The following is a 24,895-nucleotide window of genomic DNA, read 5'->3' on the forward strand; positions in this document are numbered from 1 at the left end:
ACGCGATCACGTCGCGGATGGGGCGCTGGGAGCGCTGGAGGTGAGGGCGGGGGCGGCGACGCGGCGGCCGGCTAGTTGCCGACCGGCTTGCCGTCCTTGTCGATGCGGGTGTGGCCGAGTGGCTCCACGTTCGGGCGGTTGGTCAGTGGCTGGTCGTAGAGCAGCACGTTGATTCCCAGCCCGGCCGTGTACTCGACGTAGGAGTTGGTCGTCGCGTCGATGCCGAAGTAGCGGTCGCAGTCGCCCTGTCCGTAGTACACGCCGTCGACGGCCGGTGCCTTGCGCACGACACCGGCGTCACTTGTGCCGCTGACCTGCTCCGGGGGTGTGAGGCTGACGCAGTAGGGCACCGGGAGTCCCTTGAACACGTAGTAGCCGAGCAGGTCGCCGTCGCCGTTCTGCAGGTAGACGTAGCTCAGTTTGCCGGGCTTGTTCCAGGTTTCGATCCAGAAGTTGGCCGTGTTCCGGGTCGGTGAGTAGTTCATGGTCTTGCTCGGCTGTTGCGCCACGAGCCGCGTGTACCCGCCCAGGGTCCGATCCTGCTCCTCATCGCCGGCGTCCTCGGTGCAACCGGCAAGGGTGATCAGGGCCACGCCCGCCATGGCCAGCAGGACCAGGAAACGCCTCAGGTCCGAGCGGGTGATGGTGAACTCGACGTGCATGATGTCTCCTCGGTGCTCAGACTGAGCCGGTACGGCAGCCCCGAACTCCGGAACCGCCCTTCGGTGTGCTTCTTCGCGGCATCCGCGTTGTACTGGTTGATGTTCTCGGCGCGGTTGTTCTGCAACGCCGTGATCGACGCGTTGATCTGCAGAACGCGCTGATCGGTGGGCTTCGGTTCCGATTTCAGCTCGCGCCGCAGGTTCCTTATCGACGCCTCGTCGGACTGAACCTGGGCACAGAGGTCAAAGAAATGGTCGTACGCGGCGATCCGGTAGTCCCCGCTTCCCTCGATCCGTTCCCGCTGCTCGGCCGCGCCGCGCCACGGCGCCGTGGTGCTGGAGAAGAAACCCCAGCCGAACACGTACATGATGCTGAGGATGAGGACGACGACGATCGCCGCGACACCCACCTTGAGGACGATTCCACTGTGGCGGATCACGTCTTTCAGGGTGTGATCGAAATCGTCGTCGGGCATGCGCGGTACCTTCCTTCGCCGTCAGAGCCGAGAGGTCGACCCGCAGAAACCTGAGCCGCAGCCGAACACTTGCCGGGTAGGACCACAAGGCGGATGGGGGCCGCCGGCCCTGCCGCATTCCGTCAGCTCGCGAATAATCAATGCTGTGCGGGAGGAGAGCAAATTCGTCCGATCATTCTTCTGCAGGCTCGGTGAATCACGATAGTCGGAGAATGCCCGGTGTGTCGAAGCCCGCAAGAACACGGCGCCGAACCGCATCCCGTGCTCTGGAGTCGTCCCCCATGGTCGTCCCGGCGATTGCGCTGGTCACATCACATCGGTCATGATCGGAACCAGATCCCAGGTTTACGGGTCGAAGAGGGATCGCCGGAGGTTCGGCGAGCTCGATGCCGTGACCGCCCTGGATGTTCCCGCCGCGCTCACCGACCGGGCAGCGGCTCGCCGCGCGGCTCGTCCCCGACCCCGGGCCCCGGGCTGACAACAGGAAGTGACCGAGACACGTGACCGAATCAATGGTGTTCGACGCCGCCGTCGAGGTGGGCATCGCCGCGTTCTGCGCCGGCGCCGAGCCGCCGGGTGACGACGAGGTGTGGGGCCGGCTCACCGGGGCCGGGGTCGAGCCGTGGCTGGCCGAGAGGCTGCTGATCTTCCTGCCGATGGCGTTCACGCGGCGGCTGCTGCCGGACGTCGCGTTCCCGGACGCGGTGGTGGCTCCGGGGGGACGAGTGAGCCTGCCGGCCGAGGCGGTGTTCGTGGCCGCGCTGGCACGCGCCCAGCAGGCGGGCCGCGGCGAGATCGAACGGGTGGCGCTGCGCAGCAGCGAGATCAAGGCGATCAACAATGCGCTGTCCGCCGGGTCGGAGCTGTCGGATCTGGAGCTCGGCGAGACCGCGCTGGCCCAGGACCTGGAGCCGGTCGAGCCGGGCGACGGCGGCGTCCCCTCGCCGCGGGCCGTGTTCGAGGGCCTCCTGCGGGGGCACCACGTGCTGCTCGACGGCGAGGCGAAGGCCGATGCGAAGTTGTTCGTCCACCCCGCTCCGGCGGGCATGGTGATGGCCCAGGTCGACTTCGCCGTGTCGCACCCGGCGCTGGCCACGCCATGGCTGGTGGAGAGCTTCGCCGGGCACGGCACCACCTGGCGCGAGGCGATCGGCGGGGCGCTCCGCAAGTTCGAGCGCGGCTCCCTGCATCCGATCGTCGACGGCCTGCTGCGTCCCGGTGCCGCTTCCGACCAGGTGGTGCGGGAGCGATACGAACACCCCGGCGGCGCGTTCGAGCTGGTCCTGGGTGCTCAGCTCACCATGTTCACCGACCGGGCGGTGCCGTCCGCCGGGCCTCTGCTCGACCGGCTGCTGGACGAGCTGCGCTCGGTTCCGCTCACCCGGAGGGTGCACGGGCTGCGCCTGTTCACCGCCTACCACGACGGCCGGCTGCAGACCAATGAGGTGCTCCTGGACGGCGAGCCGTGGCCCGGTGGTGAGGCCGTGGTCGCGGACAGTCCGGCGCCTCTGCCCCATGGGAGGGTGGCGGTGCGGCTCTTCTCCCTCCTCGTGCCTGCCGACGGCGTCCAGTACTCCAGTGGTAAGTCGTGATCTGTAATGGCCCGGAGCGCGCTCCGTGTAAGCAGCCTCGTGTAAGCAGCCTCGTGTCAGCAGCCGTCATCGATATCGATGACCGCGATCCTGTCCGGTCCGACCAGAACCAGGCAAGCCCCGTCGCCGGTGAGCTCCAGCGGAAGCCCTTTGCCATAGGCGAGCCGTGGTGGACCGTCGGGGGTGCCGGTGACCTCGGCCCGGATGGTGTTGAGCAGATCCTTCAGCAGCCAGTGGACGAAATGGTCACCGGGATCCTCCATCGAGGGTGAGCCACCCGCACCCATCCCCGTTCCCCAAGCGAGCTCGATCAACGCGCGCTCAGAATCGGCCAGGGCGGCCTCCAGTTCGTCAAGGGACCATCGCAAGAGAAGGCCGTCGTCGTCCTCCTCCTCGGGAGTTTCGGCGAAGTCCCAGCCGATGCCCGGTGGCGGCGCGGCTCGCAGCGCGGCGTCAGCGGCATCGAGATCGACGGAGACCGGCAGGTCATGCGCCATGAAGGTCACCTCGAACGTGACCTGGTTGTTGTTGTTGATGTAGAGCAACTCACTGAGCAACGTAGTGAGGCACGCGATGCGCGATTCCGCGTCGCCCTGATCAGGAGGCGTCGCCCCAGCGGGTGCCACGGACAGGCGGCCGGTGTCGCCTCTCCAGGTTCGCACCATCAGGTGAACCTCGTCTTCCAGCGGCGAGCCGCCGGGCTCGGCTGCGACCTGTATCCGCAGCAGGTCCTCGTTGTCCTCGACCAGCATCCCGGCCACGAACGCGGCGACCGCCCGTGTCCGGCGGTCCAGCGGACCGGCGGCGGCCTCCAGAACGGGAACCAGGAACGCCAGGGCCTGCTCCGCGCCCGCGTCCGGGAATCCCGCCGCAGCGCGGTGGGCGCCGAACATCTCGTCCGCGTCCTCGATCTCGAACCGTTGGACGGCCACCGGACGGCGTTCCGCCCGGCCGGCGAATCCTGCGTACTGGGCCACCTGCGCCAGTGACGGCGGCTGCTCCTCCCAGTCCACGTCGAGCGCGCGCGGCGCCTCGCCGTGGACGAGAGACACCCGGACACCGGGCAGCCAACGCTCGAGCAACTTCACTCCGGCCGCCAGCGGATCGTTCGCCACCATTGCTCCTGCACGTTCGGGGGTCTGGTCAGGCGGCCTTGGGTCGGGGACGTCGCTTGGCGTCGGTCGCTGGGCCGGGTCCCGCATTGCCACCTTTGTTGTGGGCGGCATTCCAGTGGCCGCACCGTGCTCCAAAAACCGTGCTCCAAAAACCGTGCTCCAAAAACCGTGCTCCAAAAACTGCTCGCCGCTCGACATGAGCATGCCCGAGAATAGCGAGATGTTCGACATGAGCAAGATCGACGCGCTGAACTCGGCGACGAAGTATCCCTCGATCCTCACCTACCATGCCCTCGGGGAGCGTGGGGCACTGACCGAGGAGCTGACGACCTTCGACGGCTTCGACGGCATGGCGTATCTGACGGAGAAGATCGACGGCACGAACGGCCGGATCGTCCTGCTCCCCGGCTCGGCCGACTACTTCATCGGCTCCCGCGAGGAACTGCTGTACGCCCGGGGTGACCGCGTCGGAAACCCGGCCCTGGGCATCGTGGAGGCGCTCAGGCCGCTGGCGGAGCGCCTTGCGCAAAGCCACCACTCCGATTTCCACCGGCCGATCGTCACGCTGTACCTGGAGGTCTACGGCGGCAAGATCGGCGGCCAGGCCAAGCAGTACAGCGCGAAAGGCGCCGTGGGGTATCGGCTGTTCGACCTCACCTCGGCCGATATGGACGTCCTGGGCTGGGAACGCAGCCGCATTTCCTCGTGGCGTGACGGCGGCGGGCAGGAATTCCTCGATGTGGATGCCCTGCGGAGCCTGGCGGAGGGCTTGGACATTCCCCCGGTGCCGTACCTGAGCGTCGTCAGCGGCGGGGAACTGCCGAAGGACGTGGAGGGCATGTCGGCCTTCCTGACCGCCCACCTCTCTGAGTCCCGGGCAGGCCTGGACGAGACGGCGGGCCGTCGGCCGGAGGGCCTGGTGCTGCGCAGCCTCGACCGGTCAAGGATCGCCAAGGCGCGCTTCCAGGACTACGAGCGGACCCTGAAACGCCGCCGGCAGCGGCGGTGAGGGACGCGTGTCACCCGACACGGTAGGACGGCAGACCTACGGGACGTGCCCTGACCCGGTGGTCCGGGCGGGAACGGTCAGACGGTATCCCGTTCCATCGAGGTGATCCCGGCGACGACGACGCGGAACGGGTCGCCTGCCGCGGAAGGCCGATCGGTCTCCAGTTCGCAGGTCAGGCACAGCGCCAGCAGCCGGATCGCGGTGACCTTGTCGGGCGTGAGCGGCTTCGTCCCGGTGAACACCGGGATGGCGATGTGTTCGAGGCGTCCCGCGGCCTGGCCCGCCCATGCGCTCGGGGCCGTGTCGCCGAGCGCCCGGCACCCGTGGCGGAGGTCGGCGGCGAGGTCGCCGGTGGCCGCCCGGCTGCCGCGGACCATCGCGGTGCTCGCCTCGTCGTGCAGGACGCCGGCGACCCGGCGGCGCCAGGCGCGTTCGGGCTCCCGGCTGAACAGGTAGTGGCGGGCCTGGTAGTATGGGCCCCGTTCGAAGACACGGTCGAGGGCCCGATCCAGCAGCAGCGATCCGGCCTCGCCCCTGCCCAGGTCGCCGGGCAGCCCGCGTAGGGCCTCGCCGGCGTGGTCCTGCTTCTCCTGCCACCGCCTCCCCATCTCAGCGGCCCGCTGCTTGTCGAGGCTGTCGGGGTCGGTGGCCAGGTGGTAGTCCGCGTATGCGTCCCTTTCGCTTCTGATGGCCGTGCTCAGCCGGTCGGCTCCGGTGATCGCGGTGGTGAGGTCGTGGTCGACGTCGTGGTCGGGGACCAGGGCGCGGGCCAGGTTCCGTGTGGTCGTCCCCGCCGCCCGGAGTTCCTCCCGGCAGTCGGCGGCCATGTCCTGCGCCACCCAGAGAGAATGGTCGCCGCGCCGGTGGCGGATGTTCCAGATCGCGCGGATCACCAGCAGCCGCGCGAGCAGCGGCGCCACCCGGTCGACGTCTCCGGCGATGTGACGGGCGAGCGTCCTGCGGTCGATCGCACTCGGTCGATCCATGAGGAGCTCCCGTCCGCCGGGCGAACCGCGCTTTCCGGAAAAGCCTAACGGACGATGCTCAGCCGACCGGGAAGCCGGCACCTGGGGCGGCGTAGTCGATGGGGCCCTCGAAGCGGGTCGAGGCGGCGGCCACTGCCTGCCGGGGCGTGAGGGAGCGCCCGACGTGTGTGACGATCAGCCGTCCCGCCCGGGCCGCGCGGGCGGTGTCGCCGGCGTCCTCCGGCGTGTGGTGGACCTGCACTTCGGCGTCCGAGGCGTGCGCGCTGTCCGCCTCGCACAGCAGCACGTCGCATCCCTCGGCCATGCTCGTCAGCGCGGGGCAGGGGCCCGTGTCCCCGGAGTACACCAGCGAGCGGCCCGCGGCCTCGACGCGCAGGCCGAAGGCCGGGATGCCGTGTGACACCGCCCGGCTGGTCAGCGTGAGCGCGCCGGCCCGCACTTGATGCCCGTCGTGCAGTTCCTCGATGTCGAAGGCGGATTCGACCGGGCTGCGGGTCGAGGTGTTGGTGAGGAAGTGCGCGAGCCGGTCGGCGATGCCCGGAGGGCCGTACAGGGGAATCGGGGCGGCGAGCCGGATGTCGGCGTAGAGCGCGCCGTAGTAGGCGGTGAGGAGGTCCGCGCTGTGATCGGCGTGCAGGTGCGAGATCCAGATCGCGTCCAGCTCGTCCAGCCGGACGTGGCGTTGCAGCTCGGCCAGCGTCCCGGTGCCCGCGTCCACCCACACCCGGGTGCCCGCGCCGGTCACCAGGTAGCCGGAACAAGGGTTGTCCGCGCTCGGGTACGGCGTGGCGGAGCCCAGAACCGTGATGCTGAGAGGCTCGCTGGTCATCCGCGAAGTCTAGAACGCTGAACATCAGGTGTTGATCCGCCGGCCATGGCCACCCGCGCTGCGGGGCGGCCGGAGACGCGGCGCGGGCGGCGATGGCGGCGCCGGGCGGCGACGTTCCGCGGAGACGGAAGGGATGGAAGGCCGATCGGGAGGATCTGGAGTACTGGGCGGCGATTCGCGAGGAGTTCGGGAGCGTCATCTCCGCGGGACGCAGGCCCTGACCGGCCCGGCTCACCGGGCTCCGCGGCCGTTCATAACCGTGGTGCTCACCCCGGTTCGCGGAGTCAGAAGCCGAAGGCGCTGAGCAGGGCCGCGATCAGCATGGCCGTCCCGAGCACGGACACCGCCGAACCGGCGGCGACCTTGAAGCGGAGGACCTTGGCCAGGTCGGCCTTCTCCGCGGGGGCGGCCGGGTCGTAGAAGACGGGGACCTCCTGCCCCGGGCGCGGCAGTCCCGGGATGCGCGAGAAGCTGACGGCCTCGACGGAACGGCCTTCCGCGGTCGTGAACTGGAAGACGGCCGTGATCTTCCGCGGGGTGACGTCCGTCGGGCCCCGCCTCCGGTACTCGACGACGAGGCCGGTCGCCGGCGTGCCCCGCCGGGTCAGACGCCACCAGTCGCGTACCAGCACATAGCCCAGGGCCAGCAGGATCCCGCCGCAGACGATGGCGGGGACGAAAGTGGACATGCTCCCCCTTCGGCAGGTCGACGTCATCGACCAGGTTCCGCAGGCACCCGTCAAGGCTTCGCGAACGTCAGCCGAGTATGCCGGACGATGCGATCCGGCAGCCGCTGCGGGGGCAGACGAAGCCCGAGTCGGTCTTCACGCGGGTGGTGATGCCCGGTCCACCCGGCCGGCGGATCGAGATCTTCGCCGACGAGTTGTTCGTCATCTGCGAGGACGCCCCGCCCGACGTCGTCCGGAGCGAAAACGTCGGGCAGTCCGGGCGGCCCTCGTCCCCTATCCGGGGCGGGAGCCGGCGCGTGGGGGCGGCGTTGGTCAGAGCCAGCCGAGATCGGTGGGCTGGGGGAAGCCGCGGCGCCAGATGCCGTACGCGGCCAGGGCGATCAGCGCGGGCGCGAAGGCGGGGATGAGGACGCGGCCGAGGTGGTGCCGGGTGCGCAGGCCCCAGGCGGTGAAGACGGCGGCGACGATGAGGCCCATGACGGCTGTGCCGCCTTCGAGGGAGTTGGTGGTCCAGGTGAGGGCGACCGCCAGGGCGGGGACGAGCGCGAGGTGCGCAGGCGGGGCGGGGCGCGCCGCGAGGGTGCGGGCCAGGGCGGCGACGACCACGGCGGTTCCCGCGTACCAGAGGTAGTGGCCGACGACTTCGTCCCACAGGTGGACGACGGCGATGCCGGGGGTGTCGTTGCCGACGGAGTTGGCGGCGAGGTGGATGCCGTGTCCTTCGACGTAGGTGATGGCGCCGACGAGGTAGACGGCCCAGCTGCGGCGGTCGGCCCGCCCGGTGTGGAGGGCGGCCGCGGCGGTGAGCAGGACGGCGTAGGGGACGAGGATGTCGATCCAGTCGGCCCAGCGGGTGTCGCCGATGGTGCCGAGCCCGGCGAGGCCGAAGCCGAGGTGATGGGTGAGGCCGTAGACGAGGGCGCAGGCGGCGAGCCAGCGCTCGGGGTGTCGGTCGCGTGCGGTGGATGCGGTGGGTGCGGTTGGTGCGGCCGGTGCTGACGTCATGCCCCTCCCCGGTTCGGCGGGTGCCCATCATGGCGCAAACAGGGCCGTGCGGGGGCGGTTCGGAGCCGGGGCTCTTCGGTTCCGGGGCTCTTCGGCGGGAGGCCGCGCCGGGTGGAGTTCCCGGCGCGGCCTCCCTGGGTGATTCGGCGGTCAGCAGAGGCCGCGTGGTTTGGAGGTCTTGCAGCGGTTGTGATCGAAGCGGTTGGTCCTGCTGCCGCTCTTGTCGACCAGGTCGTACGGCGCGTTGCCGCGGACGTGGTTGGCCTTGATCAGGTTGTGCTCGGCGGGCCGCCTCTTCGGCGGGACGCCGCGCTGGAGGACGATGCCGCCGGAGTAGCGCAGGTCGCCCCGGTTCCGCTTGACCTTGTTCTTCGCGATCGTGTTGTGGTCGCCGCCGAAGAGCAGGATGCCGGTGCCGTTGAGCGCGGGGACCGGGCCGTACGCCTTGCAGTCGCGGTTGTTCTTCGAGACGTTGTTCTTCCAGATCGCGTTGTTGCCCTGCCCGCCCTTCTGGCCGTCGTCGACCAGCGCGATTCCGGTGCAGTTCCGGACGAAGTCGTTGCCCCAGACCTTGACGTGGCGGGCGTGCCGGATGAGCAGGCCCAGCGCGTTGCCGGAGGCGTGGTTCCCGGCGACCACGGTCCCGTGCGCGTCGGCGATGTCCCCGACATAGAGGCCCGCGTGTTCACCGGAGTGCTCAACCCAGTTGTGCACGAAACGGCCGCGGGTGGAGTTGAACTCCGCGATGCCGTACTCGCCGTTCTTCTTGGCCAGGACGTACTCCACCGTCAGCTTGTCGGTGTGGAGTCCGAGCACGCCGGTCTCCTTGAACTTCCAGACGCTGAGCTTCTTGACCGTCACGTTCCTGACCGGGTGCCCGGCGCGGCCGACCACGCAGATTCCCATTCCGGGCTGCTCGACCTTCGCGCAGTGGTCCCTGCGGCCGGGCCGCAGGACGGTCTTGTTGCCCACGCCGCGGATCGTCAGCGGCTTGCGGACGAGGACACCCCCGTCATAGCGGCCCGCCTTGAGCTGGATGATGTCACCGCGCTTGGCCTTGTTGACGGCCTTCTGGATCGAATGCCCCGGCTTCACCACGTGAATCCGGGCGTCCGCCGACGCCTGGCCGGCCGGCACGAGCGCCGCGAACGCGACGACCGTGCCGAGCGAGACCGCAAGAGTCCGCCTCATCCCTTTTCCCCCGTTTCTTTGCTCCGACTCGGGACCGCCCGCCGCCTTTCGCGGCCGGGCAATTCCTCGATCATCTTGGACCGGCCAGGTAATGCCGCCGGTGCCGGAAGCGTAAAGCCCGGGGAATCACGCTCGATTTTGCCGTCCCTTTCGCAAGCCCAGACGGCTTCGGGGGAAGCCGCCGGACAACGGGCGATTAGGGCTGAGCGTCCGCGCGGAAGCGCGAGCGTTCCCCCGAGGGGAAAAGGGCCGCCGGCCGGCGACGCCGCGGCCATTATGAACGACTCGGCGCGCGGGCGGGCGTGGCCCGAAGACCCGGGCCGGCCGGTCAGGTGGCCTTGGGACGGGGTGACAGGGCCGACAGGAGGACGCCGCCCAGGCCCTTCACGGACGCGGCCATGAACGTGGTCCAGTCGAAGTAGTCGCGCCAGAGGGTGATGCGGTCGTCGAGCACCTTGAAGGTGCCGCACACCCAGAACTCGGCACGCCAGGCGCCGGCTTCCAGGACGTCGGTGCGCTCGGTCAGGACCACGGGGCCGTTGGAGGCGATGTTGTGGACGCGGGCTTCGAAGCCGGTGCCGTAGCGGGACATGGCGCGGAGCGTCTTCTCGACGGCGGGCAGGCCGCGAGCCGGCGGGAGCGGGACGTTCTGGTAGACCATCTCGGGCGCGGCGTAGGTGAGGGCACGGTCGATGTCGAGGTCTTCGAGGGCGGAGAGGAAGTCGGTGACGATCCGGGTCTCGCTCATGGCGGTCCTCCAAGTTCGGTGGCACCACCGTAGTTCAGGGATGCGGGACAATCGGGGACGAGCCGCCGCGCGGGAGGCCCTCGTGGACGGCATGCACGCCGCCCTGCTGTGCAGCGCGGTGTTCGCCGCGCTGGTCGCGGTGTTCGCGCTCATCACGCTCCGCGACGTCCCCACGGTGAGCCCCGAGGCCGAGGAGCCCGATCTGGTCACGGTCGCCTGACATGTCCCGATGTGGATAAACTGATATCACTTTGCTAGGTTGGTGATAACGCTAGACGAGGAGAACCGAACATGGCCGACGAGGCGACGAAGGTGGACATGCCGCGCCCGAAGATCACCGAGCGGGCGGCCCGGGACCGCGGCGGGTGGGCGATGCTGGGGCTCGCCGTCGTCCTGGTGCTGGTGGGCGCGGCCGCGGTACTCGCCGGAGTCGCGGTGGGCGGGACCGCCGCCCTGGCGGCGGGCATCGCGGCGGGATCGCTGCTCGCGGTGGCCGGCCTGGTCGCCGCCGCCGGCCTGACGCCCGTGGCCCCCAACGAGGCCCGGGTCCTGCTGCTGCTCGGACGGTACAAGGGGACGGTCCGCACCGACGGGCTGCGGTGGGTGAACCCGCTGACGACCCGGGAGCGCGTGTCGACGCGGATCCGCAACCACGAGACGGGGCTGGCCAAGGTCAACGACCTGGACGGCAACCCGATCGAGATCTCGGCCGTGGTGGTGTGGCAGGTCGCCGACACCGCGCGGGCCGTGTTCGAGGTCGACGACTTCGTGGAGTTCGTGGCGTTCCAGACCGAGGCGGCCGTCCGGCACATCGCGGGCAGCTTCCCCTACGACGACGCCGACCGGACCTCGCTGCGCGACAACGCCGACGAGATCACCGCGCAGCTGTCGGCCGAGCTGGCCGAGCGGGTCGCGTCCGCCGGGGTGGAGATCATCGAGTCGCGGATCACCGGGCTGGCGTACGCCCCGGAGATCGCGCAGGCGATGCTGCGCCGCCAGCAGGCCGGCGCGGTCGTCGCTGCGCGGCAGCGGATCGTGGAGGGCGCGGTCGGCATGGTGCAGCTCGCGCTGGAGCGGCTCGACGATCAGAACGTGATCGAGCTGGACGAGGAGCGCAAGGCCACGATGGTCAGCAACCTGCTGGTCGTGCTGTGCGCCGACCGCGACGCCCAGCCGGTGGTGAACACCGGCAGCCTCTACCAGTGACCACCCTTACCAGTGACTGAGCGCAAGAAGATCCTGCTGCGGCTCGACCCGGCGGTGCACGAGGCGCTGGCCCGGTGGGCCGGGGACGAGCTGCGCAGCACCAACGCCCAGATCGAGTTCCTGCTGAGGCGGGCGCTCGCCGACGCGGGGCGGATGCCCGGGTCGGCCCGCGCGATGCGCGGGCGCGGCCGCCCCCGCGGTGCCGCCGAGGACGAGGAAGACCCGCCGCCCGGCGGGGGCGAGGACTAGTCATGGTCAGTGTTCCGGAATCGCTGCCGGCACGGATGTACCTGCTGGCGTACGACCTGAAGAAGCACAGGATGAGCAAGGGCGGCCCGCGGCTCGGCTACGTGCTGCGGGCGGCCGCCCTGACCGAGCTGTACCTCGACGGGCGGCTCGGCGAGGAGCGGCGCAAGCCCGTCCCGGGCACGCCGGGCGACGATCCGTACGGGGTCCTGGCGCAGATCGCCGGGTCGCGGCCCAGGTCGTGGCAGCACTGGGTGCGCAAGGACGGCAAGGCCATGGTGGTGAAGGTACGGGACGAGCTGGTCCGCGACGGGTGGATCCGCGTGCGGCCCCGCCGGAGGCTGGGCCTGTTCCCGGGCCGGGAGGTCACCGTCAAGGATCCCCGCGTGGTGAAGTCGCTGTGGGGCGGGGCGTCGTCGGCGCTGCGGGGGCGTCCGGTGGCCCATGTGAACAGCTACGACGCGGCGGCGGTCGCGCTGGCGGCGGCGGGCGGGCTGACGACCGTCCTGCCGGGGGCGGACCGGCGGCGGCACAAGCGGCGGATCGAGGAGCTGACGGCCCGGACGGGGCCGGCGGCGACGGCGGTCCGCACGGTGATCCGCCGGCAGAACGCGGCCGCCGCCGCGGGCTGAGCCGCCGCCGGCCGGCCGGCTACTCGTAGACGAGCTCGACCGGGACGTTGCCCCGGGTGGCGTTCGAGTACGGGCAGACCTGGTGGGCGCGTTCGACCAGGTCGCGTCCGTTCTCCAGGTCGTCGGGCAGCTCGATCCGCAGCACGACGGTCAGGCCGAACCCGTTCTCGACGTCACCGCCGATGCCGACCTCGGCGGTGACGGAGACGTCCCGGACGTCCTGCTCGGTCGTGCGGGCGACGGCGCCGAGGGCGCTGGCGAAGCAGGCGGCGTACCCGGCGGCGAACAGCTGCTCGGGGTTGGTGCCGGCGCCGCCGCCGCCTCCCATCTCGGTGGGGACGGCGAGGGCCAGGTCGAGACGGCCGTCGGAGCTGACGGCCTTGCCGTCGCGCCCGTTGGCGGTGGCGACGGCGGTGTAGTGAACGTCCACCCGTTCCTCCTTTTGATTGCGTACAACTTAGTTTTACACAACCAATGTAGTGGCAGGAGGGTCCCCGCGCATCCCCGGGGGCACCGGACATCCGTCGCCGATGTTTGAGAGTGCCCGAAAGGGCACGCTTCACCTGGACGGAACGTGGACGGAGACGACGTGGAGATCAGCCTCGACCTCCTGCTCCCCCGTGACGCGGCGAGCGTCCCGGCGACGCGGAAGCTGCTGGACGCGGCCCTGACCGCCCTCGGGGTGGAGGACCAGATCCGCAGCGACATCGAGGTGATGCTGACCGAGGCGTGCACCAACGTGATCAGGCACGCCGAGCACGGGGCCGACTACACGGTGCGGGCCATCATCCAGGACCGCCACTGCATGATCAAAGTGATCGACTCGGGGACGGGCTTCGACGCCGAGCGGATTCCGCGACCCGAACCCGGGGCGGAACAGGGCCGCGGACTGCTGATCATGAGATCGCTGGCCGACGACGTACGGTTCCGCACCTTCCTCCAGGACGGGGCGCTCGTCGCCCTGGAGAAGAACCTACAGTACGGGGAGGACAGCCTCGGCGGGCTGCTCACCGCCGGCAGCGGGGTTCCGCTCATGAACGACGCCGACCCGGAGAGAAAAGAGTTCGCGACCCGCCTGTTCGAGATGGCGCGCGGCGGCGAGACGGCGGAACTCGCCGGCCACGTCGACGCGGGGGTGCCGCCGAACCTGTCCGACGACAAGGGCGACACGCTGCTCATGGTCGCCGCCCACCACGGCCACCCCGGCACCGTCCGGGCCCTCGCGGCCCGCGGCGCCGACCCGGAGCGCGCCAACGACCGGGGCCAGCGGCCGCTCGCCGGGGCGGTGTTCAAGAAGGAGTCGGAGGTGGTGCGGGCCCTGCTGGACGCGGGCGCCGACCCGCGGGCGGGATCCCCGTCCGCCGTCGACACAGCGCGGATGTTCGGCCGCACCGAGTTCCTCGCCTGGTTCGACGAGAACGTCCCCCCGCCCGCCTGACGACCTACCCCGCCGCGCCGCCGGGCCGGACCGGTCAGACCACCGGTTCGCCGCTGCGGGCCGGCTCGCCGTTGCGGCCCGCCCCGTCGTGGCGGGCCGAGATCTCCTCGAGGGCCACGCGGTGGTGCCAGTAGGGCGGCGCGATGCCCCGCTCACGGATCGCCCTGTGCAGCCGCTTGAGGTACTCGTGCTTGATGCGGAACTGGTCGCCGAACTCCGACGACCGCAGGATCACGTGGAAACCGACGGCGCCATCGTCGAAGTTCTTGAACCGCACGAAGATGTCGCTGTCGGCCACGCCGCCCTGCACCTCCTTCATCACGTCCTGGCCGACCTCGATGCAGAGCGCCTCGATCTCGTCCAGATCGGCCTCGTAGTTCACCTTCGCGTCCACCAGGATCGACATGTCCTGCGCGGGGCGGTGGAAGTTGGTGAGGATCGTGTCGGAGAACCGCATGTTCGGAATGACTTCGATGTTGTCCGACAGCGTCCGGATGGAGGTGTTGCGCCAGTTGATGTCGACGACGTACCCCTCCTGGCCCGTGGCCAGCTTGATGTAGTCGCCGGGCTCGATGGTCTTGGCCGCCAGGACGTGCACGCCCGCGAACAGGTTCGAGAGGGTGTCCTGCAGCGCCAGCGCGACCGCCAGGCCGCCGATGCCCGCGGCGCCGAGCAGCGGCGTGATCGACACACCGAGGCTCCCCAGCATCACCAGGATGCCGAGGCCGAGCACGATCACCCGCGTGATGTTGGCGAAGATCGTCACATTTCCGGCGACGCCCTGCCGGGCCATCGCGACGGAGGCGACCGACGCCGCGATCAGCCGGGCCAGCGCCAGCGTGACCACCAGGATCGTCACGGCGGTGAGCACCTTGGCCGTGGCGTCGAGCGTGCCGCGCGGCAGCTGCAGCACCTTCGCCGAGATCCACAGGCCGAGCAGGACCGAGACGGGCACCACCAGGTCCTTGATCAGCCGGGCGCCCAGGTCGTCCCAGGCCCACCGGGTGTCGCCCGCCCGCTTGAACAGCCGGGCCGTCAGCAACCGCAGGACCACCGCGATCGCCAGAGCGGACGCCAGCACGATCCCGGCGGCGATGACCCGCTCCCAGCTCACATCACCCATGGCGCGTGCATCTCCCCCTTCGCGCGGGCGGCCTCGCCGCCCGCCCGTCAGATCCCGTTTCCGCCGTCTTGTGCGCCCTCGATCGTATAGAAGACCCGGAGCGTGCGAGGCACATCACGGACTCCGGGGGCTGACGCGACCGACGGGGCGATTACGATCGATCAAGTGGTAGGCGTGGGAATGATGCGCCGGCTCGGGGTCACGGCGCTGGGACTGCGGAACGGCCCCCACCAGGTCACGGTCGAGCGGGACCTCCCGGTCCCCGCGGCCGACGGGGTGACGCTGCTCGCCGACCGGTACGCGCCCGTCGACGTGGAGCGGGCGCCCACCGTGCTCGTCCGCTCCCCCTACGGGCGGCGCGGGCCGTTCGGGCTCATGTGCGGGCAGGCGTTCGCGTCGCACGGGTTCCAGGCGGTGGTGCAGAGCGTCCGCGGCGGGTTCGGGTCCGGCGGCGTGTTCGAGGCGCTGGACGAGCGGGAGGACGGACTCGCCACCATCGAGTGGCTGAAGTCACAGCCGTGGTTCGGCGGGACGTTCGCCATGCACGGGCCGAGCTACCTCGGCTACGTCCAGTGGGCCGTCGCCGCCGAGGCGGGCCCGGAACTCCGGGCACTGTCGATGCAGGTCACCGCCTCGACCTTCCGGGACGCGGTGAACGTCGGCGGGACGTTCGCGCTGGAGTCGGCGCTCATCTGGGTGGACCTCACCGCGCGGATGAAGAGCTCCCTGTCGGGCATCACGACCGGCATCATGTCGCCGCGCCGCGCCCGCCGCGCCACCCTCTCGGGACGCCCGATCGCCGAACTCGACCGGCTCGCGACGGGCGGGCAGCAGCGGTTCTTCCAGGAACTCCTCGTCAACGGCCCCGACACCCAGTTCTGGGACAAGCGCGACTTCAGCCCCACCGTCTCGCGGGTGACGGCGCCGGTGAACATGACCGGCGGCTGGTACGACATCTTCCTGCCGTGGCAGATGAAGGACTACGCCGCGCTCCGCGCCGCCGGGCGGCGCCCCTACCTGACGATCGGCCCGTGGTTCCACGCCGACCAGCGGATGATGCGCGGGTCGGTCGGCGAGTCGGTCGCGTGGTTCCGCGCCCACCTGCTGGACGACCCGTCCGGGCTGCGGGACCAGCCCGTCCGGCTGTACATCACCGGCGCGGGCGAATGGCGCGAGTTCCCCGACTGGCCCGTCCCCGGGATGCGCGAGGAACGCTGGCACCTGCGGCCCGCCGGCGCCCTGTCCCCCGAGGACCCGCCCGACTCGGAACCCGACGCCTACCGCTACGACCCGAACCACCCGACGCCGTTCCTCGGCGGCCCCACCCTGCTCGGCGAGACCCGCCCGTCCACCGACCAGAAACGCCTGGAGCGCCGCCGGGACGTGCTGACCTACACCTCCGCCGTCCTCGACGACGACCTGGAGATCATCGGCCCGGTCACCGCCGACCTGTACATCCGCTCGAACCGCGAGCACACCGACTTCGTGGTGCGGCTGTGCGACGTCACTGCGGACGGCGAGTCGCTGAACCTGTGCGAGGGCATGCGCCGCCTCGTCCCCGGCACCCCGGAACCGGACGCCGACGGCGTGAGACACGTCGCCGTCGAACTATGGCCGGCCGGTCACCGCTTCCGCCGCGGCCACCGCGTCCGCGTCCAGGTCGCGAGCGGCGCCTACCCCCGCGTCGCCCGCAACCCCGGCACCGGAGCCCCCATCGGCACCGCCACCGAAATGCTCACCGCGGACCAGGAGATCTTCCACTCCCCCGCCCACCCCTCGGCCATCAACCTCCCCGTCGTCCGCGTCGTCCGCTGACCCGCGGCGCCCGAGTACGGCTAGCGGGCCCGCAGGGCGTCCAGGGCGCGGTCGGCGTGGGTGTTCATGCGGATCTCGCTCTTGACGACCGCCAGGATCCGGCGGTCGGTGTCGATCACGAAGGTCTGGCGTCTGGTGGGCAGGAGGGCGATGCCGCGTTTGACGCCGAAGCGGGCGCGGACGTCGCCGTCCGGGTCCGACAGGAGGGGGTAGCCGAAGGAGTGCTTGTCGGCGAACTCCTTCTGCTTGGCGACCGGGTCGGCGCTGACGCCGACCGGGTGGGCGCCGGCCTCGGCGAGTTCGGCCACCACGTCCCGGAAATGGCAGGCCTCGGCGGTGCAGCCGGGGGTCATCGCCGCCGGGTAGAAGAACAGGACCACCGGGCCCTTCTCCAGCAGACCGGTCAGCGTGCGCGGCTCGCCCGTCTCGTCGGGCAGTTCGAAGTCGTCAACGACGTCACCGACGTTCATGGGTCGAACCTAGCCGTCCGGATGGTGGGCGGCCAGGGCGGTGGTGGGCGGTGATGCCGCCGGGACGTCCACGTGCCGGGCCGCAGGCCGCTCACCGAAATGTTTCGTCGTCCATCTGGTCCAGTATTCAACCAGGTTGAAGGCGGTTTACCGGGTCCAAACGAACCGGAGATCCCATTCGCGACGTTTGACGGGGAGTGCGGACGGATATGAAACTGTCCGAGCAGGTGTCTACGACGCAGATACCTCCGTGCTTCCCCTGTGATGTCCCGGAGGATCCGTCATGCACCGCACGCTTAACATTGCTCTCGTGTCCGCCTCCGACCTCGACGGCGAACACCTGCAGTCCGTCCATGTACGGGACCTCGCCCGTTCGCTCACCCGCCCGCTGGCCAATGACGGGGAGCCGAACCAGGTCACGGTCTACACGCGGCGCCAGGACCCCGCCGCCCGCAACCGGGTGCGGCTGGTGCCCGGTGCCGCGCTCGTCCACATCGACGCCGGGCCGGCCCGCCCGCTGTCCGATGAGGACACGCTGAAGCACGTCCGTGACTTCGCCGACGAGTTGCGCCGCCGCTGGACGGGCAACGGACGTCCCGACATCGTGCACGCGCACGGCTGGATCGGCGGGCTCGCCGCCTGCGCCGTCGCCCGCGAGCTGGGCATCCCGTTCGCGCAGAGCTACCACGGGGTCGCCGCCGCCGAGCGGCGCGCCGGGAACCCCGTGCACCCCCATCGGGACCGTCTGGAGAAGGCCATCGGCCGGGACGCCGACATCGTGCTGGCCGGGCACACCGAGGAGGCGGACGCGGTCGTGCGGATGGGCGTCCCCCGCCCCGCCGTCGCCGTCGTCCCCTACGGCGTCGACGGTGACCAGTTCGCGCAGATCGGCCCCGCGATGCCCCGCGGCGACCGGCGCCGGCTCGTGATGGTCTGCGACGACCTGGAGGCCGGGGACGTCGAGACCGCGCTGCACGCGCTGGTGCACGTCCCGCACGCCGAGCTGACCGTCGCGGGCGGCCCGGCCCGCGAGGACCTGGACCACGACCAGGTCGTGCACCGGCTGACGCTGCTCGCCAAGGAACTGCACGTCGCCGACCGGGTGATCTTCCTGGGCCGGCTGCCGCGCAAGGCGCTGCCGAAACTGCTGCGGACCGCCTCCCTCGCCCTGTGCCTGACCCCGCACGACCCGTGCCCGTCGACGCCGCTGGAGGCCATGGCCTGCGGCGTACCCGTCGTGACGACCCCCGCGGGCGGCAACGCCGACGAGGTGCTCGACCGCATCACCGGCCTGCACGTCCCCGCGGGACGGCCGGTCGTGATCGGCCGCGCCATCCGGCACCTGCTGGCCGAGGAGACCACGCTGCACGGCTACTCGATCGCCGCCGCCGACCGCGCCCGCTCCCGGTACTCGCTGGAGCGGATCGCCGCGGAGACGCTCCGCGCCTACCAGAAGGTGCTGCCCGTTCCCGAGCCCGAGCCCGTCCCCGAGCCCGCGGCCGAGTCCGCGGACGAGGACGCGGCGGTGCGCGAGACCGACAGGACCCCCGCCCTGGTCGGCTGACCGTCCGCCAGCCACGGGCCCCGGATCCGCGCTGGATCCGGGGCCCGTTCATGTCCGATCGGGTGGGATACTGGGCGCGATGACCGAAGGGGACGGCCAGGCGCCGACGAGCAGGCTGATCGGCAGGGCGGCCGAGTTCGCGGAGCTGACCGCGGCGCTGGAGCGGGCCGCCGGCGGCGCCGCCGGCGTCGTCCTCGTCAGCGGCGACGCGGGCGCCGGCAAGACGCACCTGGTGTCCGCGCTCACCCGCGCGGCACGCGACCGGGGCTGCGCCGTCCTCGTCGGGCAGTGCGCCGAACTCGGCGAGAGCATGCCGTACCTGCCGCTCACGGACGCGCTGTGGACGGCCGCGCACGCCGGTATCCCCGAAGCGGACGAGGTCCGCGCCGCGATCGGCGCCCGGCCCGTCCTCGGACGGCTGCTGCCGGACGGCGACGGCGGCCCCGGCGCGGCGTCCGAGCTGGGCCAGCAGCAGCTCTTCGGGGCCGTGCTCGGGCTGCTCGGCGAGCTGGCGGCGGACCGGACCGTCCTGCTCGTCCTGGAGGACCTGCACTGGGCCGACCGTTCGACCCGGCATCTGCTGACGTTCCTCAGCCGGGTGCTCCAGCGGGAGCGGGTCTGCCTCGTCGGCACCTACCGTTCGGACGACCTGCACCGGCGGCATCCGCTGCGGCCGGTGGTGGCGGAGCTGCTGCGGCTGCCGAACGTGACCGGCGTCGAGGTCCGCCCGTTCGGGCCCGGTGAGACCGCCGAGTACCTCGCCGAGCTGTCACGCGGGTCCGCGCCGGTGACCGCGGAGGTCGTCGAGCGGGTGCACCGGCGCTCGGAGGGCAACCCGTTCTATGCCGGCGAACTGTACGCCGCCGGGCTCGACGGCGCCGGGCTCGACGGGGCCGGGCTCGACGGGGCCGGCGCGCAGCCGGCGGAGCTGCCGTCCGGGCTCGCCGACCTGCTGCTGTCGCGGGTGGAGCGGCTCTCGGACGCCGCGGAGCGGGTCGTCCGCGTCGCGGCGGTGGCCGGGCGCCGCATCGACGACGAGCTGGTGCGCCGCGTGTCCGGGCTGGACGAGGCGGCGGTCGGCGGGGCACTGCGCGAGGTCGTCTCCCAGCAACTGCTCGTGCCCGCCGGGGCCGGGTACACGTTCCGGCACGCGCTGCTGAGCGAGGCCGTCTACGCGGACCTTCTGCCGGGCGAGAGGACCCGCCTGCACGCCGCGTTCGCGCGGCTGCTCGCCGGTCTCCCGGACGGGACGCGCGGGTCGGCGGCGGAGCTGGCCCACCACAGCCTCGCCGCGCACGACCTGCCCGCCGCGTTCACCGCGTCCGTCCGGGCGGGACGTGAGGCCGGGCGGCTCGGCGCGCCCGCCGAGGCGTCCGGGCATTACGAGCGGGCGCTGGAGCTGTGGGACGCGGTGCCGGACGCCGAGGGCGCCGCCGGCACCGACCGGGTGCGGCTGACGCTGCTCGCCGCCCAGCAGTCCGCGCAGGCCGGTGAGCTCCGGCGCGCCGTGCACCGGCTGCGGCGGCTGCTGGACGAGGTCGACCCGGCGGACGCGCCGCTCGGCTGCCGGATCCGCGAGGTCCTCGCGTCGTACCTGGGCGACATCGACGACATCGACCAGGCGGTCGCCATGGCGCGGGAGGCGGTCGCGATGCTGCCCGCCGACCCGCCGACGATCGAGCGCGCCGACGCCCTCGCCACCTACGCGCGGATGCTGCTCTACCGGGACGGCGACGGCGAGCTGCCCGGGCTGGCCGAACGGGCCGCCGAGGCCGCCCGCGCCGCCGGGGCCGCCGGCGCCGAGGCGAGCCTGCTGGTGACGCTCGGCGTGCACCGGGAGGCGGAAGAGGCCGACTCGGGTGTCGCGGAGGTGTTCGCGCGGGCCCGCGACCTGGCCGCCGCGGGCGGCGAGAACCCGATGGTGACGATGCGCGCCGCCTGGCACTACGCCCGGACGAAGTTCGACCGCGGCGACCTCGCGGGCGCGGCGCGCGCCGCCGACGACGGCGTGAAGTTCGCCCTGGAGCACGGTCTCGGATGGAGCACCTTCGGGATCATCATGCGGTCCCTGCGGTACCTGATGCACTACACGACGGGGGACTGGGCGGAGGCCGACCGGCTCGCCGAGGACTTCGCGGTCCAGGTCGTCCGGCCGTACGAGGCGCAGATCTCCGCGTACGCCCTGTTCGTCGAGGTCGCGCGGGGCGGGCCCGCCGCCGACGAGCGGCTGCGCTGGATCACCCCGCTGTGGGGCCAGGACCTCTTCCTCAACTACCTCGCCCGTGGCCTCGCCGCCGAGCAGGCCCTGTGGCGGGGCGACCCCCGGGCCGCGAGCGAGCACGTCGCGAGCATCATCGGCACCTCCTACGGCGACACGGTCAGCGTCATCCGGATCGCCGCGACGGGGCTGTGGGCGCAGGCGGAGATCGCCGCGCGGGCGCGGGCCGCCGGCGACGACGGCGCCGTCCGGGAGGCGGCCGAGGCCGGCGACGACCTGCTGTCGCGGGCGAGGCGGGCCGTCGCCTTCACCGACAGCGGGCGGCCGCGCGCCTGGATCGGGCTCGAAGGGCACGCGTGGCTGGCCCGCGCGGAGGCGGAGCGGCGCCGCGTGGACGGCGTCCACGACGTGGACCTGTGGCGGAAGGCGGCCGGCCTGTTCACCTACGGCGACCCGGACGGCGGGTTCGTGTACGAGGTGGCGCGGTCGCGGTGGCGGCTGGCCGAGGCCCTCGCCGAGAACGGAGACCGCGACGGCGCCGCCGAGCAGTGGCGGTCCGCGGTCCGCGGCGCCGAACGGCTCGGCGCCGCGCCGCTGCTGGCCGCCCTCCGCGACCTCGGCGCCCGCGCCCGGCTCGGCGCCGCGCGCCCCCCGGCCGGCGCGTCCGCCCCGTCCGGCCCGTTCGGCGCCCTCACCGGGCGGGAGCGGGAGGTGCTGAAGCTGGTCGCGGAGGGGCGCAACAACCGGGACATCGCGGCCGCGCTGTTCATCTCGCCGAAGACGGCGAGCGTCCACGTCTCCAACATCCTCGCCAAGCTGAACGTCACGAGCCGTACCCAGGCGGCCGCCGCCGCGCACCGCGAAGGAATCTGATCTTGCATTGAATTGCCGGCGCGGGTAATCTTTTATTCCGTGACTGCCGGGTCGGCCATGGGCCATGAGCGAGTGAGGTACCCGGCCTCCGAGTGAGGCCGGCGCGGGCGCGAGGCCCGCCACTCCCATCCTCGCCCCTCTCTTCTTCATCTTTCTTTTTTCGCGTGCATCACGCGACGTCATCGGGCTGCCCTGGGCGGCGGACACCGTCTTCGGCCTGCCCTTCCCCGCCATTCTTCAGCCACGGTCGCGCACCGTTTCCGTGGCTTATTCGCCATGCCCGAAAACAGTTCAGGAGACATATGGATTTCAACAGGCAGGTCATCGAGGAGTTCCGCGCGAACGGCGGCCGCGTCGGCGGCGTGTTCGAGGACGGCCGGCTGCTCCTGCTGACCACCACCGGGGCGCGGTCGGGTGCCAGGCACACGACGCCGCTCGGGTACCTGCCGGATGGCGCCCACCGCGTCCTGGTCATCGCCTCGGCCGGCGGGTCGCCGAAGCACCCGGCCTGGTTCCGCAACCTGGTGGCGAACCCGCGCGTCACGGTCGAAAGCGACGCCTTCACCTACGAGGCGGACGCCGTCGTGCTGGAGGGCGGCGAACGTGACGCCGCCTTCGCCCGCGCCGCCGAGGCCGACCCGGGGTGGGCCGAGTACGAGACCAGGTCGGGACGGACGCTGCCCGTCGTCGCGCTGGTCCCGGTCGCGGCCGGGCCGCCCGGCGGGCCGAAGTCGCTCGGCGCGATGCTCGTCGCGGTGCACGGCGCGTTCCGCAGGGAGCTGGAGCTGATCCGCAAGGAGGTCACCGCGTCGGGCGCCGGCCTGGGCGCGCAGCTGCGGGTCAACTGCCTGGCGCTGTGCCAGGGCCTCGGCAACCACCACAGGGGCGAGGACCAGCAGATCTTCCCGCTCCTGGAGCGTCACCATCCGGATCTGGGGCCGACGCTGGACGAGCTGAAGGACGACCACGAGAAGATTCAGGAGCTACTGGACGAACTGCGCCGCGTCCTCGACGCCGGAGATCCCGCGTCCCTGCTCGCCGAGGTCGAACGGCTCACCGGAACCCTGCACGCCCACCTGGATCGCGAGGAGGAGCGGCTCGTCCCGCTGCTGGACGCGATCGGGCTCTAGAGCAGGCCGCGTCCCGGGATGAGCGGCAGGTCGAGGGCGGTGAGCAGCCCGGACGGCGCCTGGACGACGGCGGGCACGGCGTTGACCAGGCGCATCGCGGTGGCCTTCAGCCCGGCGGTGTTGTGGTCGCCGTCGGTGCCGAGGAGCCGGAGGTCCACGGTGTAGTTCGGCTCGCCGTGGACCTCCACGCGGTAGCAGCCGTGGCCGGCGGGCTGCGGCCAGTCGGGGGCGAGGTCGTCGCGGAGCCGGGTGACGTGCTCCAGGACGACGACGGCCTCGCCGCCGCGCATCCCCCGCACCTCGAACCGCAGCGCCGCCTGCGTGCCCTTCTCGACCGTCCCTGCGGAGACGGCGATGGTGCCGGGGGCCGGGAGGCGGGTGTGCCACTCGGTGATCTCGTCCAGTTCCACGCCGAGACCCGAGGCGATCTGCCGGACGACGCTGCCCCACGCCATCGTGAGGACGCCGGGCTGCAGCAGCATGGGCGTCTGGTCCAGGGACCGGCCGAAGCCCATGATGTCGAACAGGACCGTGCCCTGGTCGTAGGTCGCGTAGTTCAGGATCTCCATGCAGCGGACCTGGTCGATGCGCTCGCTGATGCCGGTGACGGCGAGGGGGAGCACGTCGTTGGCGAAGCCGGGGTCGATGCCGTTGACGAAGATCGACGCTCCGCCCTCGGCGGCCGCCTCCCGCACTGGATCGGACATCTCGGGCGGGACGACGCCGTCCGGGAACTGCAGGAACACCGGGCTGCTGGACACGACGTTCACGCCCGCGCGCAGGATGCGGCACAGGTCGTCGATCGCCTCCATCAGCCGCACGTCCGCCATGGAGGTGTAGACGACGCAGTCGGGCCGCGACGCGAGCAGCGCCTCCTCGTCGCCGGTGGCGGTGACGCCGAGGTCGCGGCCGAGGCCCGCGAGTTCCCCGGCGTCCTTGCCGACCTTGGCCGGGTTGGACACCCAGACCCCGGTGAGTTCGAGGTCGGGCCGGGCGTCGATGCCCGCGATGGCGTGCCGGCCGACGTTGCCGGTGCTCCACTGGACGACGCGGTAGGTCACAGATCCTCCAGGCCCAGGTCGAGGTTCGGGGTCTCGATGCCGCCGTCCACGCGCAGGAGGGCGCCGGTCGTGTAGGCGGAGGCGGGTGAGGCGAGGTACAGGGCGGCGGCGGCGACGTCCTCGGGGGCGCCGACGCGGTGCAGCGGCGTCTTGCGCTCCATCTCGGTGCGCAGCTCGTCGCTGGTCATGACGATGTCGAGCGCGGACGTGGCGATGGAGCCGACGGAGATGGCGTTGACGCGGACGCGCGGCGCCAGGTCGAACGCGGCGAGCCGGGTGTAGTGGGCGAGAGCGGCCTTGGCGCTGCCGTAGGCGAGGTAGCCGCGGCCGGCGATCCGCCCCATCACGGAGGAGATGTTGACGACGCTGCCCGCGCCCGACTCCAGCAGGTGCGGGACGGCGGCGCGGGTCAGCGCGTGCGCGGTGCTCACATTGAACTGGAACGCGTTCTCAAGATGGCGCGGCTTGGTCGCCATGAACGGGGCCGGCATCGCGCCGCCCATGTTGTTCACCACGATGTCGAGGCGGCCGAGGCCGTCGGCCGCGCGGGCGGCCAGGTCCGCCGCCGCGTCCGGATCGCTGAGGTCGGACGGGACGATCAGCGCCCGCCGCCCGGCCGCCTCGATCTCGGCCGCGACCTTGCCGAGCTGCTCCTCCGTCCGGGCGGAGATGAGCACGTCGGCGCCGGCCTGCGCGAGCGCGACGGCGGTCGCGGCGCCGATGCCGCGGCCGGCGCCGGTCACCACCGCGACCCTGCCTTCGATGCGGAACCGATCAAGGATCACCGCGGTCACCTCCGGGCCGTCCAGTAGTGCCG

General features: G+C 71.7%; 26 protein-coding genes. 11 read left to right on the forward strand and 15 right to left on the reverse strand.

All coding sequences use genetic code 11. From position 1 onward, the window contains the following. Positions 1-71: 71 nt before the first annotated feature. Positions 72-662 carry a hypothetical protein gene (locus ACGFK0_RS00635; protein ID WP_392897992.1) on the reverse strand — a complete coding sequence of 197 codons (591 nt, stop codon included), beginning with the start codon at positions 660-662 and terminating at the stop codon, positions 72-74. Beyond that, the gene (locus tag ACGFK0_RS00640) at positions 626-1,138 is read right to left on the reverse strand and encodes a hypothetical protein (protein WP_392897994.1); all 513 of its coding nucleotides are present in this window, start codon (positions 1,136-1,138) and stop codon (positions 626-628) included. The genes ACGFK0_RS00635 and ACGFK0_RS00640 overlap by 37 nt, the downstream gene beginning before the upstream one ends. Before the next feature lie 500 nt (positions 1,139-1,638). Here ACGFK0_RS00640 and ACGFK0_RS00645 point away from each other — a divergent pair, with 500 nt between their 5' ends. Further along, positions 1,639-2,730 (forward strand): DUF6348 family protein, encoded by a 1,092-nt coding sequence (locus ACGFK0_RS00645; RefSeq protein WP_392897996.1) that lies wholly within the window; start codon positions 1,639-1,641, stop codon positions 2,728-2,730. 56 nt (positions 2,731-2,786) lie between these two features. Here the strand turns inward: ACGFK0_RS00645 and ACGFK0_RS00650 are convergent, their stop codons facing one another. After that, the gene (locus tag ACGFK0_RS00650) at positions 2,787-3,848 is read right to left on the reverse strand and encodes a hypothetical protein (RefSeq protein WP_392897999.1); all 1,062 of its coding nucleotides are present in this window, start codon (positions 3,846-3,848) and stop codon (positions 2,787-2,789) included. A 217-nt stretch (positions 3,849-4,065) separates the two neighbouring features. Here ACGFK0_RS00650 and ACGFK0_RS00655 point away from each other — a divergent pair, with 217 nt between their 5' ends. Beyond that, positions 4,066-4,854 carry an RNA ligase family protein gene (locus ACGFK0_RS00655; protein ID WP_392898002.1) on the forward strand — a complete coding sequence of 263 codons (789 nt, stop codon included), beginning with the start codon at positions 4,066-4,068 and terminating at the stop codon, positions 4,852-4,854. A gap of 77 nt (positions 4,855-4,931) precedes the next feature. Here the strand turns inward: ACGFK0_RS00655 and ACGFK0_RS00660 are convergent, their stop codons facing one another. From ACGFK0_RS00660 to ACGFK0_RS00690, 7 genes are all read right to left on the reverse strand, one after another. After that, a complete protein-coding gene (locus tag ACGFK0_RS00660; RefSeq protein ID WP_392898005.1) occupies positions 4,932-5,840 on the reverse strand; it encodes a hypothetical protein in 909 nt (302 codons plus the stop codon). 58 nt (positions 5,841-5,898) lie between these two features. Continuing rightward, complete coding sequence (locus tag ACGFK0_RS00665) at positions 5,899-6,669, reverse strand: MBL fold metallo-hydrolase (protein WP_392898008.1); 771 nt, start codon at positions 6,667-6,669, stop codon at positions 5,899-5,901. Positions 6,670-6,953: 284 nt separating this feature from the next. Continuing rightward, the gene (locus ACGFK0_RS00670; protein ID WP_392898011.1) at positions 6,954-7,358 is read right to left on the reverse strand and encodes a DUF3592 domain-containing protein; all 405 of its coding nucleotides are present in this window, start codon (positions 7,356-7,358) and stop codon (positions 6,954-6,956) included. Positions 7,359-7,425: 67 nt separating this feature from the next. Continuing rightward, on the reverse strand, positions 7,426-7,563 hold the full coding sequence (locus tag ACGFK0_RS00675) for a hypothetical protein (protein WP_392898014.1): 138 nt from the start codon (positions 7,561-7,563) through the stop codon (positions 7,426-7,428). A 107-nt stretch (positions 7,564-7,670) separates the two neighbouring features. Beyond that, on the reverse strand, positions 7,671-8,363 hold the full coding sequence (locus tag ACGFK0_RS00680) for a hypothetical protein (RefSeq protein WP_392898016.1): 693 nt from the start codon (positions 8,361-8,363) through the stop codon (positions 7,671-7,673). Positions 8,364-8,513: 150 nt separating this feature from the next. Beyond that, complete coding sequence (locus ACGFK0_RS00685; RefSeq protein ID WP_392898019.1) at positions 8,514-9,554, reverse strand: nitrous oxide reductase family maturation protein NosD; 1,041 nt, start codon at positions 9,552-9,554, stop codon at positions 8,514-8,516. Positions 9,555-9,882: 328 nt separating this feature from the next. Beyond that, positions 9,883-10,302: a limonene-1,2-epoxide hydrolase family protein gene (locus ACGFK0_RS00690; protein WP_392898021.1), complete on the reverse strand. Its 420-nt coding sequence runs from the start codon at positions 10,300-10,302 to the stop codon at positions 9,883-9,885. A gap of 40 nt (positions 10,303-10,342) precedes the next feature. Here ACGFK0_RS00690 and ACGFK0_RS00695 point away from each other — a divergent pair, with 40 nt between their 5' ends. The 4 genes from ACGFK0_RS00695 (at position 10,343) to ACGFK0_RS00710 (ending at position 12,386) form a co-directional block, all read left to right on the forward strand. Continuing rightward, positions 10,343-10,522, forward strand: a complete 180-nt coding sequence (locus ACGFK0_RS00695; RefSeq protein ID WP_392898023.1) for a hypothetical protein — start codon at positions 10,343-10,345, stop codon at positions 10,520-10,522. A 71-nt stretch (positions 10,523-10,593) separates the two neighbouring features. Next, positions 10,594-11,508 (forward strand): SPFH domain-containing protein, encoded by a 915-nt coding sequence (locus ACGFK0_RS00700; RefSeq protein ID WP_392898025.1) that lies wholly within the window; start codon positions 10,594-10,596, stop codon positions 11,506-11,508. Positions 11,509-11,520: 12 nt separating this feature from the next. Next, entirely contained in the window at positions 11,521-11,757 is a 237-nt protein-coding gene (locus ACGFK0_RS00705; protein WP_392898028.1) for a hypothetical protein, read from the forward strand. Positions 11,758-11,759: 2 nt separating this feature from the next. Continuing rightward, entirely contained in the window at positions 11,760-12,386 is a 627-nt protein-coding gene (locus tag ACGFK0_RS00710) for a GPP34 family phosphoprotein (RefSeq protein ID WP_392898031.1), read from the forward strand. 19 nt (positions 12,387-12,405) lie between these two features. Here ACGFK0_RS00710 and ACGFK0_RS00715 read toward each other — a convergent pair whose 3' ends face one another. Next, complete coding sequence (locus tag ACGFK0_RS00715; protein WP_392898034.1) at positions 12,406-12,816, reverse strand: organic hydroperoxide resistance protein; 411 nt, start codon at positions 12,814-12,816, stop codon at positions 12,406-12,408. A gap of 144 nt (positions 12,817-12,960) precedes the next feature. Here ACGFK0_RS00715 and ACGFK0_RS00720 point away from each other — a divergent pair, with 144 nt between their 5' ends. Next, positions 12,961-13,824, forward strand: a complete 864-nt coding sequence (locus ACGFK0_RS00720; RefSeq protein WP_392898037.1) for an ATP-binding protein — start codon at positions 12,961-12,963, stop codon at positions 13,822-13,824. 34 nt (positions 13,825-13,858) lie between these two features. On the opposite strand, the gene ACGFK0_RS00725 is transcribed toward ACGFK0_RS00720, so the two are convergent. Next, positions 13,859-14,947 carry a mechanosensitive ion channel family protein gene (locus ACGFK0_RS00725; RefSeq protein WP_392898040.1) on the reverse strand — a complete coding sequence of 363 codons (1,089 nt, stop codon included), beginning with the start codon at positions 14,945-14,947 and terminating at the stop codon, positions 13,859-13,861. A gap of 165 nt (positions 14,948-15,112) precedes the next feature. Here ACGFK0_RS00725 and ACGFK0_RS00730 point away from each other — a divergent pair, with 165 nt between their 5' ends. Then, positions 15,113-16,762, forward strand: a complete 1,650-nt coding sequence (locus tag ACGFK0_RS00730; RefSeq protein ID WP_392898043.1) for a CocE/NonD family hydrolase — start codon at positions 15,113-15,115, stop codon at positions 16,760-16,762. 20 nt (positions 16,763-16,782) lie between these two features. Here the strand turns inward: ACGFK0_RS00730 and ACGFK0_RS00735 are convergent, their stop codons facing one another. After that, entirely contained in the window at positions 16,783-17,232 is a 450-nt protein-coding gene (locus tag ACGFK0_RS00735; protein WP_392898046.1) for a peroxiredoxin, read from the reverse strand. Between the two features lie 310 nt (positions 17,233-17,542). On the opposite strand from ACGFK0_RS00735, the gene ACGFK0_RS00740 reads away from it, so the two are divergent. From ACGFK0_RS00740 to ACGFK0_RS00750, 3 genes are all read left to right on the forward strand, one after another. Continuing rightward, positions 17,543-18,796: a glycosyltransferase gene (locus tag ACGFK0_RS00740; protein ID WP_392898049.1), complete on the forward strand. Its 1,254-nt coding sequence runs from the start codon at positions 17,543-17,545 to the stop codon at positions 18,794-18,796. A 79-nt stretch (positions 18,797-18,875) separates the two neighbouring features. Next, positions 18,876-21,887 carry a BREX system ATP-binding domain-containing protein gene (locus ACGFK0_RS00745; RefSeq protein ID WP_392898052.1) on the forward strand — a complete coding sequence of 1,004 codons (3,012 nt, stop codon included), beginning with the start codon at positions 18,876-18,878 and terminating at the stop codon, positions 21,885-21,887. Between the two features lie 302 nt (positions 21,888-22,189). Beyond that, positions 22,190-23,017 (forward strand): nitroreductase/quinone reductase family protein, encoded by an 828-nt coding sequence (locus tag ACGFK0_RS00750; RefSeq protein ID WP_392898055.1) that lies wholly within the window; start codon positions 22,190-22,192, stop codon positions 23,015-23,017. Here ACGFK0_RS00750 and ACGFK0_RS00755 read toward each other — a convergent pair. Together ACGFK0_RS00755 and ACGFK0_RS00760 are read right to left on the reverse strand one after the other, a co-directional pair. Next, positions 23,014-24,078 (reverse strand): dihydrodipicolinate reductase, encoded by a 1,065-nt coding sequence (locus tag ACGFK0_RS00755; protein WP_392898057.1) that lies wholly within the window; start codon positions 24,076-24,078, stop codon positions 23,014-23,016. The genes ACGFK0_RS00750 and ACGFK0_RS00755 overlap by 4 nt on opposite strands. Continuing rightward, positions 24,075-24,863: an SDR family oxidoreductase gene (locus tag ACGFK0_RS00760; RefSeq protein ID WP_392898060.1), complete on the reverse strand. Its 789-nt coding sequence runs from the start codon at positions 24,861-24,863 to the stop codon at positions 24,075-24,077. The genes ACGFK0_RS00755 and ACGFK0_RS00760 overlap by 4 nt, the downstream gene beginning before the upstream one ends. Positions 24,864-24,895 lie beyond the last annotated feature (32 nt).

This window comes from Spirillospora sp. NPDC048823, assembly GCF_043198445.1.
Lineage (GTDB): Bacteria > Actinomycetota > Actinomycetes > Streptosporangiales > Streptosporangiaceae > Spirillospora.

Excerpts from the sequence above, each read along its gene's own strand:
- ACGFK0_RS00635 (WP_392897992.1), bottom strand. The coding sequence starts at position 662 with ATGCACGTCGAGTTCACCATCACCCGCTCGGACCTGAGGCGTTTCCTG.
- ACGFK0_RS00640 (WP_392897994.1), bottom strand. The coding sequence starts at position 1,138 with ATGCCCGACGACGATTTCGATCACACCCTGAAAGACGTGATCCGCCAC.
- ACGFK0_RS00650 (WP_392897999.1), bottom strand. The coding sequence starts at position 3,848 with ATGGTGGCGAACGATCCGCTGGCGGCCGGAGTGAAGTTGCTCGAGCGT.
- ACGFK0_RS00655 (WP_392898002.1), top strand. The coding sequence starts at position 4,066 with ATGTTCGACATGAGCAAGATCGACGCGCTGAACTCGGCGACGAAGTAT.
- ACGFK0_RS00660 (WP_392898005.1), bottom strand. The coding sequence starts at position 5,840 with ATGGATCGACCGAGTGCGATCGACCGCAGGACGCTCGCCCGTCACATC.
- ACGFK0_RS00665 (WP_392898008.1), bottom strand. The coding sequence starts at position 6,669 with ATGACCAGCGAGCCTCTCAGCATCACGGTTCTGGGCTCCGCCACGCCG.
- ACGFK0_RS00670 (WP_392898011.1), bottom strand. The coding sequence starts at position 7,358 with ATGTCCACTTTCGTCCCCGCCATCGTCTGCGGCGGGATCCTGCTGGCC.
- ACGFK0_RS00675 (WP_392898014.1), bottom strand. The coding sequence starts at position 7,563 with ATGACGAACAACTCGTCGGCGAAGATCTCGATCCGCCGGCCGGGTGGA.
- ACGFK0_RS00680 (WP_392898016.1), bottom strand. The coding sequence starts at position 8,363 with ATGACGTCAGCACCGGCCGCACCAACCGCACCCACCGCATCCACCGCA.
- ACGFK0_RS00685 (WP_392898019.1), bottom strand. The coding sequence starts at position 9,554 with ATGAGGCGGACTCTTGCGGTCTCGCTCGGCACGGTCGTCGCGTTCGCG.
- ACGFK0_RS00690 (WP_392898021.1), bottom strand. The coding sequence starts at position 10,302 with ATGAGCGAGACCCGGATCGTCACCGACTTCCTCTCCGCCCTCGAAGAC.
- ACGFK0_RS00695 (WP_392898023.1), top strand. The coding sequence starts at position 10,343 with ATGCGGGACAATCGGGGACGAGCCGCCGCGCGGGAGGCCCTCGTGGAC.
- ACGFK0_RS00700 (WP_392898025.1), top strand. The coding sequence starts at position 10,594 with ATGGCCGACGAGGCGACGAAGGTGGACATGCCGCGCCCGAAGATCACC.
- ACGFK0_RS00710 (WP_392898031.1), top strand. The coding sequence starts at position 11,760 with ATGGTCAGTGTTCCGGAATCGCTGCCGGCACGGATGTACCTGCTGGCG.
- ACGFK0_RS00725 (WP_392898040.1), bottom strand. The coding sequence starts at position 14,947 with ATGGGTGATGTGAGCTGGGAGCGGGTCATCGCCGCCGGGATCGTGCTG.
- ACGFK0_RS00735 (WP_392898046.1), bottom strand. The coding sequence starts at position 17,232 with ATGAACGTCGGTGACGTCGTTGACGACTTCGAACTGCCCGACGAGACG.
- ACGFK0_RS00745 (WP_392898052.1), top strand. The coding sequence starts at position 18,876 with ATGACCGAAGGGGACGGCCAGGCGCCGACGAGCAGGCTGATCGGCAGG.
- ACGFK0_RS00750 (WP_392898055.1), top strand. The coding sequence starts at position 22,190 with ATGGATTTCAACAGGCAGGTCATCGAGGAGTTCCGCGCGAACGGCGGC.